The sequence below is a fragment of the bacterium genome (assembly GCA_035559435.1).
Taxonomy (GTDB): domain Bacteria; phylum Zixibacteria; class MSB-5A5; order WJJR01; family WJJR01; genus JACQFV01.
This window is the reverse complement of sequence record DATMBC010000019.1, coordinates 118,280-129,989: the sequence shown is the minus strand read 5'-3', so window position 1 is coordinate 129,989 and position 11,710 is coordinate 118,280. Positions and strand designations below refer to the sequence as shown.

Here is an 11,710-nt window from a genome sequence, read left to right as displayed (position 1 = left end):
CCCGGGCCCGCCCCTTCGTGACTTCAGAAACTGCGGTGGATTACGCTACGCCGGATCGGACGGCACCTGCTTGACTCCCGCCAAACGTCCCGCGTGTCTGGCCGCGCCCTCCCAGTCCGAACGCAACCGCACCATCAACTTTGCCCCGTCGGGCGAGCCGCCGCCGTGCATGCAGCCGGGGACGCCCGCGCCGATCGTCAGCCATTCGATCAACCGCGCCACCCGATAGCGGGTGTCGCCATCGACTGCGCCGCCGAGGTAGCGCTTGAGTTTGTCGCCGTACTCGGAGTTTTCCAGATCCACCGACGACGGCATGCAGCCGGTCTCGGCGATGCCGCCGGCGATCTCCTGCGCCAGACGCGAGGTCTCATAGGGCAGCGTGGCCACGTGCACCTTGTTCACGTTGGCCAACAGCGGATCGGGAATCCAGACACCCGAGGGATGCTGCTTGCCCAGCGTCGCCGCGGCGATGCCGACGCCGTAGGTCGTCTCGTTGTTGATCTGCATCGCGACCAGTTTGTCGCGAAAGGCCTTGCTGGAAAGTCCATTGGAGCGCGCCGCCAGAATGGCCGCGCCGATCTTGACATCCCCCTGCCCCGCCACGCAGCCGCCGATTGCCGACCGGTAGGGCATGATGAAGTTCAGGACCGAAGCCGCGGTGAACTCGACTTCGCCGTTAAGGAAAATGCGTTCGTTGGGGACAAAGACATTATCGAAGAGCAGATACCCCTGCGTGATCCCGCCGGTGCCCGACGGGACATCATACCCCGGCTCCGTTTCGCGCGTGTCGGAGGGACGGCGAGCCTCGACCACCGTCAGCCCGACAACGTCGCGCGGCACAACAAAGGCGATCGCCCAATCTTCCTCGCCTTTCTTGCAGCCGGTGCCGGGCAAGACAAACACTTCCTCGGCCGCGGCCGAACCGGCGATCATGACTTTGGCCCCGCGGACGACCACACCGTCAGGGCGGCGCTCGACCACATGCAGGTTCATGTCGGGGTCGGCCTGCTGCGACGGCGACTTGCTGCGATCGCCCTTCGGATCGGTCAGGGCGCCGCAGCAGGCGATGTCGCGCTCCTGCGCGCTTTTCAGCCAGGCGCGCAGACGGGCGTGGTAGTCGGTGCCCCTCTGGTTGTCCAGATCGTAAGTGGTCGCCCACATCGCGTTGAGCGCATTGCCGCCGACACACCGTCCCCCGGTGCAGGTCCCGGTCTGCTGGAAGGCCCAGCGCTTCATCCTGCAGACGGCGACGACATCGTCGGCGGACCGCATCAGCGACAGATAGCGCGACACCGGCCCGCCGGTCAGGTCGGATTGGGTCGTGACAATTTCCCGCTCGTCGGGATTCTGTCCGGCGGCAAACAGACGCGCGTGCCCATTCACCGCCCGCCGCGTTGCCGGATGGGTCGTCACGTCGTTGATCAACTCGCCGAATTTGTACACGTTCGGACGCATGGCGCGCAGCGCGTCCATGTATTGGTCAGGGGTACGCAGGGACACAGGACACCTCCGGGGTGGGGATCGACCGCCCAGTTGTCCATGCAATCTACGGAATCCGCCGCGAGCCCTTGAGCCGACCGCCCGTGGTTTTGACAAACGGCCCGTCAATTCCGACGGATCACCGTTGATGCGCCGCAATCGGGGCCGTATCTGTGCCCTCGGACGAAGGGACCAAGCATGACCGCCTACGATGAACTCAGCCGTGAAGACCTGCTGCGCGCCCTGCGCATGTTCGCCGCCAACTGGCTGGCCCATGACGGCTGCTGGTTCCTGGCCGCCGAGGAAAAGCACGGCATGGAAGAGGCCATCCGTCTGGATGAGCGCTCCTGGGAGCGCTTTTCGGTCTCCGAAGCGCGACGGATCATGTCCACCTTCGGCATACCCGCCGACGGCGGACTGGGGGCGCTGGAGCGCGCGCTTCACCTGCGCATGTACGCCCTGATCAACGAGCAGCACAGCGAGTGGTCCGCCGGTCGCAAGACCCTCCGCTTTACCATGGACCGTTGCCGCGTGCAGGAAACCCGCCGTCAGAAGGGCCTGCCCGACTTCCCCTGCAAGAGCGTCGGGATCATCGAATTCAGCAACTTCGCCCGGACCATCGATCCGCGGATCCGGACCCGCTGTGTCCATTGCCCGCCGGAGGCCACCGACGGCAAGTATTGCAGTTGGGAATTCACGATCGCCGTGTAGGGCGGGCTGCGCCCGCCGGCTCTTCGTTCCAGCTGCTTTGGGCGCCGGGACACGGCTTGAGAGCCGCTTCTACGATCTGGGAATTGCTACGCGGTGGCGCGCCGGGCCCTACGCGTGATGATGCCGCACATCGCGCCCTTCGAGGAAATAGATCACATCCTCGGCGATGTTGGTGGCGTGGTCGGCGATGCGTTCGAGGTGATGGGTCACCAGGATCAGTTGAAGCAATTGCAGAAAATTGTGGGTCTTCTTCTCCGCCTGAACGATCAGGACACTCTCGATTTCGTGGCGCAGCTGGTCGGCGGTCTTCTCGTCCTCCAGCACCTTGCGCGCCAGCGCCACATCCTTGCGGATGAAGGCGTCAAGCGCATCGGCCACCATCGAGGAGGCGATGCGCACCAACGGCGACAGATCGATCGTCGGCCATTCCCCCTCCTGCCGGTCGAGCGTCTGCGCCCGTTTGAGCAGGTTGATGGCCTGGTCGCCGATCCGTTCGAGGTCCGAGTTCATCTTCAGCGCCGAAGCGATCAAGCGCAGGTCGGCGGCGGCCGGTTGACGGAGCGCCAGCAGTCGCAGGCAGATATCGTCGATCTGCAGATGCAGTCGATTGACCTCGGCCTCATCCTGATACAACTGCTGCGCCACCGCGTCATCGTGCTCGGTGAGCAGACGCACCGCCTGGCCGAGCATCGATTCAACCAGCGCCCCCATCGTGACCAGGAAGTGGCGCAATTCCGCCAGATCGGCGTCGAAATGTCGTTGCATAGTCTCTACAAACTCCCCCGCCATCGGCGTCGGATCATCCGAACCGACCGGTCACATAATCCTCGGTGCGTTTCTGCGTCGGCGTGGTGAAGATCTTCGCCGTCGGGCCGTATTCGACCACCTCGCCCATATAGAAAAACCCGGTGTATTGCGAAATTCGCGCCGCCTGCTGCATGTTATGGGTGACGATGACGATCGTGTAGCGCGTCTTCAAATCCTCGATCAATTCTTCGATCTTCGCGGTCGAAATCGGATCCAGCGCGCTGGCCGGCTCGTCCATGAGCAGGACTTCGGGACGCACCGCCAGCGCCCGCGCGATGCACAGCCGCTGCTGCTGGCCCCCGGAAAACATGAACGCCGGCTTGTTCAGATCGTCCTTGACCTCATCCCAGAGCGCCGCCAACCGCAACGACTCCTCGACCGTCTCGTCGAGAATCCGCTTGTCCCTGACACCGGCGATCCGCAGCCCGAAGGCGACGTTCTCGTAAATCGATTTCGGAAACGGATTCGAGCGCTGGAAGACCATGCCGATGCGCCGCCGCAGCGCGGTCACGTCGACGCGCGGATCGTAGATGTCATGGCCGTCGATCGAAACCTCGCCGGTCAGACGCGCTCCGGGGATCTGATCGTTCATCCGGTTGAGCGCGCGCAGAAACGTGCTTTTGCCGCAACCCGACGGCCCGATCAGCGCCGTCACCGCATGCGTGACGATATCGAAGTCGACATGGTGCAGCACCTGGTTGTCGCCGTAATAGAAATCCAGCCCGCGGGCGCGCATCTTGACGGTGGTCGGATCCGACATGGGCGATGACACCTCACGATCGACGGAACGTGCCGGGCTCGTCTCCGGAATGCGCGGCAAGGTAGGAACAGAAGCGCCCATCTGTCAAACCGCCTGCCGTCCGCGCAGACGGTACCGAATCAGCACCGCCAGGGCATTGAGCGCAAATGTGAGCAACAGGAGCACCAGCACCGTGGAGTACAGAATCGGCAGCGTCGCCTCGACGTCGGGCGACTGCGTCGACATCACATACACATGGTACCCCAGCTCCATGAACTGATCGTTGAGTCTGTGCGGCAAGTACGGCAGGAAGTAGGCGGCGCCGGTGAACATGATCGGCGCGACCTCGCCCGCCCCGCGCGACACCGCCAGGATGCCCCCGGTGAGAATTCCCGTCAACGAATTGGGCAGAATCACCCGCGCAATCGTCTGCCACCGCGTCGCCCCCAGCGCGTAGGAGGCCTCGAGGTAATCGTTGGGGATGGCGCGCATCGCCTCTTCGGTGGCCACGATCACCACCGGTAGAGTCAAAAGGGCCATCGTCAGCGACGCCCAGAGGATCGCCGGCTGCCCGAAGGTGAGCTGCCCGCCAAAGAAGAGGTTGTCCATCCCCTGCCCGACGAACTGGATGAAGAATCCCAAGCCAAACAATCCGAAGACAATCGCCGGCACACCCGCCAGATTGTTGACCGCCACCCGCACCAAGCGCGAAGACCAGGCGTCGGGACGCGCGTAGTAGCGCAGGTAAATCGCCGTCGCCACCCCCAGCGGAATGACCGCGATCGTCATCAGAATGACGAGAAAGACCGTGCCGAAAATCGCCGGGAAGATGCCGCCTTCGGTCATCCCCTGCGAGGGCACGCCGGTGAGGAATTCCCAGGTCAGCCGTCCGATGCCGTGCGTCACGATGTTCCACAGGATGACGGCCAGCATCGCCACCACGCACAGCGTCAGGAACCCGGTCAGAAACGGCAGCGGCGAAAACCACTTCGTCCAGCGCGATTTCTGCGCCAGCGCTTCGCGCGCCGCGGCGACAATCTCGGCGTTCGACGATGATGGCGCCGATGGATTCATCCGTTCATCCCGCCCGTCCGGTCAACCGCCGCTTCAAACGTCCCACATACATTTCGCCAACCAAATTGATCAGGAACGTCAGGACAAACAGCAGGCCCCCGATGAAGAAGAGCACGTGATAGTGCGCCGAGCCGTTGACGACTTCGGCCATTTCCGCGGCAATCGTGGCCGACATCGTGCGCACCGAATCGGTCAGCGGCAAACTCCACGTCGCCGCGTTGCCCGAAGCCATCAGCACGATCATCGTCTCGCCGATGGCGCGTCCGAATCCGAGCGCCACCGCGGCAAAGATGCCGGGGGCCGCCGCCGGCAACACCACCCGCCGCGCGATCTGCCACGGGTTTGCGCCCAACGCCTGCGCCGCCTCGCGATACTGCCGCGGCACCGCGCGCAGCGCCTCCTCGGCGACCGTGTAGATGATCGGTATGATGGCGATCCCGAGCGCGATGCCCGCCGTTGTGGCGTTCAGACGATACTTCCAGTCGAATGCCTCCTTCAGCCAGCCGGCCAGCACCATCAGCGCGAAAAAGCCCAGCACCACCGACGGGATCCCCGCCAGCATCTCAATCACCGGCTTGATGACTTCGCGCGCGCGGCGCGGCGCGAATTCGGAGGAGTACATCGCGGCCCCCACCGCAAACGGCGTCGCAAACAGGATCGCGATCAGCGTCGCTTTCAGCGAGCCGAGCAGCAGCGGCGGCAGCGAGTACTTGGGAACCTCCGAGACCGGCTGCCAGATGAAGGTCTTGGGCTTGTTGGCGCGCCACTCCAGCGGCGTCACCATCTTCGACAGTGTGACTTCTTCATGGACCTCCGCCGAGAAGAAGACCGGCAACGCCTCGCGGCCCACAAAGACGAAGATGAGCACGATGGCGGCGATGGCCCCGACCGCCCCGACCGTGAACACATACGTCATGAGCCGGTCGCGGCGGCGATCGGCCGGGCGCAGGCCGTAGGTCGGCCGCTCACGCCGTCGGGTCATCAGCGTCTGCTGCGTCATCGTCGCGTATGCTAACGGCCGGAGTCGCTCTTCGGCGCTTCACCCGTCTTGGGTTTGGGCAGGGGGTAGTAGCCGACCTCGCTCACCACCGCCTGGCCCTCCGGGCCCAGCACCCAGTCCACCAACGCCTTGATCTCGCCCGTCGGCTCGCCCACCGTATACCAAAACAAGGGTCGCGCCAACGGGTACTTGCCGGAAGCCACATTGGCTTCCGTCGGCTCAAAGTACTCCGAACTCCCCTCGTTGGCAACCGCCAGTGGCCGGACGCCGCTGGAGTAGCCGATGCCGCCATACCCGATTGCCCATTCATCCTTGGAGACGGCGTTGATAATCGAGGCCGTTCCCGGCAGCGTCTGCACTTGGGGCGCGAAATCCTCGTTCTTGAGGATGTGCTCCTTGAAGTAAGCGTAGGTGCCGGAATTGTTCTCTCGCGAATACACCACGATTTCCTCGTCCGGGCCGCCGACATCCTTCCATGAAGTGATATCGCCCTGGTAGATCGCCTTCAGTTGCGTCGCATTCAGCCGCGTGATCGGGTTTTTCTCATGCACGTAAATGGCCAGTCCGTCCAGGGCGGTGGCGATCTCGCTGGGGGCGGCGCCGCGCTTGGCCTTGACCTCGTCTTTTTCCTTGTCCTTCATCGATCGCGACGACTGGGCGATGTCCGCCGAGCCGTTGATCAGCGCGGCGATGCCGGTGCCCGATCCGCCGCCGGTGACCTGGATCACCGCATCCTTGTGTGTCTTCATGTACACTTCCGCCCATCGCTGCCCCAGAATCACCATGGTGTCCGAACCTTTCATGGTGATGGCTTTTCCGGCCAGTCCGGACGTCCCCACGGCAAGCAGCAATAGCGCGGCCATGGCGAACACGGTGGTGAGGCGATGAATCGTCACTTGCTCCTCCTTCGGGTTTGCGTTCAAAATGTGTACACCCATTCCATGGTCAGGATGTTGTCCTTCAGATCCTTGGTCGTTCCCGGCTCCAGCCCGCTGCGGGCATTCTTGCCCGACTTGGGAATCTCGTAGACCAGCTTGACCTTGCTGTGATTGTCCCAGAAGTAAACCAATCCGAGCCCGTAGGCGACAAACTCATCGCTTTTGATGTCACGGTCGGGATCGTAGTAGTCGATGCGCGAGATGAACTGAAGATTGGGATGAAGATTCTGCGCGAGCACAACATCTAGTCCCGTCACGTCACGCGTGGTGTCGGAGGACAGAAACGCCTTCGACTGATTCTTCGGCTCCTGTCCGACGACAAACTCGGCCTTCAGCGCGCCGCCGCCCAGCCGCGGCACGTCAAAGGCGAATTGCGCATCCGCCCCGTAGCGAATCTTGTCGGTCGACGACGGCGTCTGGACAGGGACGGCGGAGTCGCTGGGATTGAACTGCTCGCCCCAATACCCCGAAACGCCGACATCGAGCGCGCCAAAATCGCATGCAGCGCGGGCGATGAAATCCTTGCTCTTGTTCGGGTCGGTCGCGCCAAAGACACGATCCTCGATGCCGTTGCCGTTGAACACGCCGGCGGTCAGATTCAGGTCGTAGCGATCCTCGATCTTGAACGCGCGTTCAACTTTGACACCGCGGTCGCGCTCCCCCGGAAACAAGGTGCGCGACCAGCGTGCCCGCTCGGGAAACTCACGCTTCGACGACGAGAAACTGACCTCGTAGCCAAACGGCCAGTTGAATTGTCCCAGCGTGAATCTCACTTCCGACCTGGGCTCGGTCAACGCGACGAAGGCCTCTTTCAGGGAGACGCCGGAGGCGGAGCCGTCAAAGTATACAACGCCGGAGGCGTTCTTGTTGGCTTGAAACGTCACCTTCAGCCGACCGCGGCGAATGTAGAATCGATTCAACAGCTTGCCCATGTTCCTGGAGTCCGTCGATGCCGTGCCCAACGCCGGATTGCTGATTGCATCATCATGATACTCGTAGCGCGCCTGCACGTACCCGGACACTTTGAACTTCTTCAAGTTCTGAACGGCCGTTTCCACCGCTGAAAGTCGTCCCGCCAGCGAATCTGCCGACGGCTCTTGCGCGTACGATGAAGATCCTGTTAACAGTGCGATAACAATCGCAACCGCGCACACCAGTCCGTTTCTCATATCCCCTTTCTCCGGGTGAGCCCCATGCCCCGCCCGGTTGTGCGTTGCGGACAACGCCATGAACCTCAGAGGAGATTGCCGCGGTATGTTACGTATGTAAACTGTGTGTAAATTGAAGTCTAATCCAGAGCGATGCGGTAAAGTTAGGTCGACTCGATTTCTCCCCTGCCGGCCGCCCGACCCGTTGATGACAGTGGCGACCTGTCCCGCAGTCTTTACGCTTGAGAACGGGGCATCCTCGCATGGCTGGTGGACGTGCGATTCAGCGGCCTGGGAAAGAACAGGCGGAAGGTGGTCCCGACGCACTCTTCGGTCACGAAGGTGACGGTGCCGCCATGAGATTCGACGATTTGCCGGACGATGGCCAGCCCGAGTCCGGTCCCCTGGCTTTTGCCGTAAGTCACAAATGGCATGAACAACGTGTCGCGAATCTCCGGGGGGATGCCGCCGCCATTGTCGGAGACTTCGAGCGTGACGCCCTCCACCGCGCCGTGGACGTCGACGGCGATGCGTCCGCCGGCAGGCATGGCGTCGCGGGCGTTGGCAATCAGGTTTTGCAGCGCCCGCCAGATCCTGACATTGTCGCCTTCGATGCTGAAGTCACAGCCCGGGTCCGCGTTCGCGGAACCGGCCAGCGTAATTCCCTGCCTGGCGCAGGCCGGGGCATAGGTCTCGATGACCTCGTTCGCCAAGGCGGACAAATCGACGATCCGGCGGACGACTTTGATTTCGCCGCGGGTGAATTCCAATATGTCGTTGCGCATTCCCACGATCAGATCGACTTCGCGTTCAATGACGCTAATGTGCTTTGACCGCTTCTCCGGGCTCAGTTGGCCGTTTTTCAGCAATTCCGCCAGTCCGAGAATCGTCTGGAGCGGATTGTTCAGGTCATGGATCAACGAGGCCATGAGCTCGCCGATGGTCTTGAGACGTTCCGCCTGCTTTAGACGTTCCTCCGCCTCGAGGAGGGAGCGCCGCCGCGTCGCCTCCCGCAGCTCCCGCAGGATGGCCGGCACCAGACGGGCAAGGTTTCCCTTCATGACGTAGTCATGTGCACCGGCTCGCATCGCCGCCACGGCCGTCTCCTCCGTGATGGTCCCCGAAACGATGATGAAGGGAATGTCCAATCCTGTTCGATGGAGGTAATCGAGCGCCTGAACGCCGCTGAAGCGAGGCAGTGAGTAGTCGGAGATGATGACATCCCACGTTCCATCCGCCAGCGCGCGGTTCATTTCACCGGCCGACTCAATGCGTCTGCAGTCGGGCGCGAAGCCGCCGCGACGCAGCTCCGCCTCGATCAAAATCGCGTCATCCTCCCGGTCTTCGACCAGGAGAACCCTCAGCGGAAGATTCATTGGACAGTCCTCACCGTTTCCGGGACCTCGTTCATGAGGAGCCAATACAGCCCCAGATTCCGAACCGCCTCCACAAATTGCTCAAAGTCCACGGGTTTGCGAATGTAGCTGTTCGCGCCCAGCGAATAGCCCTTCAGGAGATCCTGCTCCTCCAGCGAGGACGTCAGAATGACCACCGGGAGAAGCTTCGTCCGGGGATGTGCACGGATCCGCTGGAGCACACCCAGCCCGTCAAGGCGCGGCAGCTTGAGATCCAGCAGGACCACCTGTGGCAGACCCGTCGTCCCGCGCGCCGACTCCGTTTCAGCCCCATGGAGCAGGGCAAGCGCCTCCACTCCATCGTGCGCCACGACGATCTCGTTGGTGATGTTATGACGCTTCAACGCCCGCAAGGTCAACGCCACGTCGTCCGGGTTGTCCTCCACGAGGAGGACCCATTTCTCCTTGTTCATTATTGCCCCCCGATGCTTCTGCTGAGAGCGTGAAATAGAACGTCGCTCCGGCCCCCACCGCGGCCTCGGCCCACACGCGCCCTCCGTGTCGGGCGATGATGCGCTGGACCGTGGCCAAACCAATTCCCGTGCCTTCAAACTCGTCGGCGGAATGCAGTCGCTGAAACGCGCCAAAGAGCTTGTCGGAATACTCCATGTCGAAACCGGCGCCGTCATCCCGGATGAAAAAGACGGGTGCCGGCCCGTCCCGACGCACTCCAAAATGGACGTGCGCAACCGATCGGCGCGACGTGTACTTCCATGCATTTCCCAGCAGATTTTGGAGAACAACCGCAAGCAGCCGCGGGTCGGCGTGCGCGGCCATCTCGCCGTCGACGAGAGTCTCCACGACGCGCTCCGGATGCTGCTTTCGCAGTTCGCCGATGATGCGATTGCCCAGGGCCGTCACGTCGACCGGTCGGAAGTGCATGCTCTGCCGGCTGAAGCGCGACAACTGCAACAACGCGTCAATGAGCTCATCCATCCGTTGGGCGGCGGCGCGAATCCGGTTGAGGTACTCCACCGCCGTCGCGTCGAGCACAGCGCCGTAGTCCTCCATCAGGGCGCGGCTGAATCCGTCCAGACTCCGGAGGGGCGAGCGAAGGTCGTGCGAGACGGAATAACTGAACGACTCCAGCTCCTTGTTGGCCGCCTCCAGTTGACTGGCGCGGCGCAACAGATCCAGATTGAGCTGGCGGATTCGCTCCTCGGCCAGTTTTCGCTCCGTGATGTCCTCGGAGATTCCCAGCAGATACGCCGGCTTCCCGTCGGGTCCGTTAATCGGCAGCTTCTTGGTGTGCAGGAACCGCACTTGCTTGTCTTTGGTCTGGATCGGCTCCTCGGGAATGTCGACAAGTTGACCGCCCTCGAGCACGGCACGGTCCTGCGACGTGAAGAAGTCCGCCTCCTCCGGCGGAAAGAAGTCGTAATCGCTTTTGCCGATCAGTTGCTCGCGGGAGTATCCCAGGAGCGCTTCCCCCGCCCTGTTGAAACGGACAAAGCGCAGCTCCTTGGCATCCTTGACGAACACCATATTGGGAATGTTCTCCAGTATCGATTCGGCAAGCGCCTTGGCGGCGCGGGCCTCTTCTTCGGCCCGCTTGTACTCCGCGTTGGCTTCCTTGAGTTGACGGCTTGCTTCCGCCACCTCCTGCGCTCGCCGGAAGATTTGCGACTCCATCATCTCTACTTGCTGGCGCGCCTCCCGCGTCAACTGTTGTTGCTCGGCGCGGGCATTCTTGAGCTTCACAAACTCCGTGATGTCGACCACGCAGTGGATGATGTAGATCAGTGTGCCATCGGCGTCGAGAACCGGCTTATTGTGCGGACTCCAATACCGCTCCTCAAATCCCCCGCCCGCCGCTTCCGGTTTGCGGATGTCGTATTTTTGCACGGGCATCGAGTCGGCAACTTTGCTCCGAATGACGCGCTCCAGTGATGCGCGCAGATTTCGCACGCCCTCCGTCGCCGGGTCATCGGGGTTGTCGGGAAAGACGTCAAAGAGATCGCGCCCGACGACCTCCTCCCGACAGGTCATTGTCGCGCGGGCATAGGCGTCGCTCACCGCCGCAATCACAAGCTCCGGCGTGAGCACCAAATACAAGCCCGGCGCGGATTCGAACAGCGCGCGGAAATCGGGACGGCCGCACGGTGGTCGCTCAATCTTGCGCTTGTCCATATTCTCTGTCGCCATAGAAGCTCTGGATGTCGACCCATTGTCCCAACTCCTGTCCATATTGCAGTGAAGCGGCGCCACGCGCTGGCGCGGTATCAGGAGACGAGGGCTCCGGGGGCATTCCGTTCCCATTATCAAGTATCGGATGGAAACCGTCCGGATTTAGGCACAAACCCGAGCGCCATCGTCCCTTTTTACTGCCGGTGTATACGGTGGCGCCGGTGGCGCGGGCGGATGGCAAGAGTGCGGCGGCTGGAGTCGACGACCGCAAG

General features: G+C 62.5%; 11 protein-coding genes. 1 reads left to right on the top strand and 10 read right to left on the bottom strand.

Translation table 11 applies throughout. From position 1 onward, the window contains the following. Positions 1-45: 45 nt before the first annotated feature. On the bottom strand, positions 46-1,500 hold the full coding sequence (locus VNN55_02230) for a 4-hydroxyphenylacetate 3-hydroxylase N-terminal domain-containing protein (GenBank protein HWO56363.1): 1,455 nt from the start codon (positions 1,498-1,500) through the stop codon (positions 46-48). Between the two features lie 177 nt (positions 1,501-1,677). Here VNN55_02230 and VNN55_02225 point away from each other — a divergent pair, with 177 nt between their 5' ends. Next, positions 1,678-2,190, top strand: a complete 513-nt coding sequence (locus tag VNN55_02225; GenBank protein ID HWO56362.1) for a DUF6125 family protein — start codon at positions 1,678-1,680, stop codon at positions 2,188-2,190. 108 nt (positions 2,191-2,298) lie between these two features. On the opposite strand, the gene phoU is transcribed toward VNN55_02225, so the two are convergent. The 9 genes from phoU to VNN55_02180 form a co-directional block, all read right to left on the bottom strand. Next, positions 2,299-2,955: a phosphate signaling complex protein PhoU gene (gene phoU / locus VNN55_02220; GenBank protein ID HWO56361.1), complete on the bottom strand. Its 657-nt coding sequence runs from the start codon at positions 2,953-2,955 to the stop codon at positions 2,299-2,301. A 34-nt stretch (positions 2,956-2,989) separates the two neighbouring features. Then, positions 2,990-3,757, bottom strand: coding sequence for a phosphate ABC transporter ATP-binding protein PstB (gene pstB, locus VNN55_02215; protein ID HWO56360.1), 768 nt, complete (start codon positions 3,755-3,757; stop codon positions 2,990-2,992). An 84-nt stretch (positions 3,758-3,841) separates the two neighbouring features. After that, positions 3,842-4,810, bottom strand: coding sequence for a phosphate ABC transporter permease PstA (gene pstA, locus VNN55_02210; GenBank protein HWO56359.1), 969 nt, complete (start codon positions 4,808-4,810; stop codon positions 3,842-3,844). A 4-nt stretch (positions 4,811-4,814) separates the two neighbouring features. Then, on the bottom strand, positions 4,815-5,792 hold the full coding sequence (gene pstC, locus VNN55_02205; protein HWO56358.1) for a phosphate ABC transporter permease subunit PstC: 978 nt from the start codon (positions 5,790-5,792) through the stop codon (positions 4,815-4,817). 29 nt (positions 5,793-5,821) lie between these two features. Continuing rightward, positions 5,822-6,706: a phosphate ABC transporter substrate-binding protein gene (locus VNN55_02200; protein ID HWO56357.1), complete on the bottom strand. Its 885-nt coding sequence runs from the start codon at positions 6,704-6,706 to the stop codon at positions 5,822-5,824. 23 nt (positions 6,707-6,729) lie between these two features. Next, positions 6,730-7,785 carry a porin gene (locus VNN55_02195; GenBank protein ID HWO56356.1) on the bottom strand — a complete coding sequence of 352 codons (1,056 nt, stop codon included), beginning with the start codon at positions 7,783-7,785 and terminating at the stop codon, positions 6,730-6,732. A gap of 347 nt (positions 7,786-8,132) precedes the next feature. Continuing rightward, positions 8,133-9,272, bottom strand: coding sequence for a hybrid sensor histidine kinase/response regulator (locus tag VNN55_02190; protein ID HWO56355.1), 1,140 nt, complete (start codon positions 9,270-9,272; stop codon positions 8,133-8,135). Next, the gene (locus tag VNN55_02185; protein HWO56354.1) at positions 9,269-9,724 is read right to left on the bottom strand and encodes a response regulator; all 456 of its coding nucleotides are present in this window, start codon (positions 9,722-9,724) and stop codon (positions 9,269-9,271) included. The genes VNN55_02190 and VNN55_02185 overlap by 4 nt, the downstream gene beginning before the upstream one ends. Beyond that, positions 9,642-11,441 (bottom strand): PAS domain-containing protein, encoded by a 1,800-nt coding sequence (locus VNN55_02180; protein HWO56353.1) that lies wholly within the window; start codon positions 11,439-11,441, stop codon positions 9,642-9,644. The genes VNN55_02185 and VNN55_02180 overlap by 83 nt, the downstream gene beginning before the upstream one ends. Positions 11,442-11,710 lie beyond the last annotated feature (269 nt).

Coding starts and splice junctions, on each gene's coding strand:
- VNN55_02185 (HWO56354.1), bottom strand. CDS start 9,724: ATGAACAAGGAGAAATGGGTCCTCCTCGTGGAGGACAACCCGGACGAC.
- pstA (HWO56359.1), bottom strand. CDS start 4,810: ATGAATCCATCGGCGCCATCATCGTCGAACGCCGAGATTGTCGCCGCG.
- pstB (HWO56360.1), bottom strand. CDS start 3,757: ATGTCGGATCCGACCACCGTCAAGATGCGCGCCCGCGGGCTGGATTTC.
- phoU (HWO56361.1), bottom strand. CDS start 2,955: ATGCAACGACATTTCGACGCCGATCTGGCGGAATTGCGCCACTTCCTG.
- pstC (HWO56358.1), bottom strand. CDS start 5,792: ATGACCCGACGGCGTGAGCGGCCGACCTACGGCCTGCGCCCGGCCGAT.
- VNN55_02190 (HWO56355.1), bottom strand. CDS start 9,272: ATGAATCTTCCGCTGAGGGTTCTCCTGGTCGAAGACCGGGAGGATGAC.
- VNN55_02180 (HWO56353.1), bottom strand. CDS start 11,441: ATGGACAAGCGCAAGATTGAGCGACCACCGTGCGGCCGTCCCGATTTC.
- VNN55_02225 (HWO56362.1), top strand. CDS start 1,678: ATGACCGCCTACGATGAACTCAGCCGTGAAGACCTGCTGCGCGCCCTG.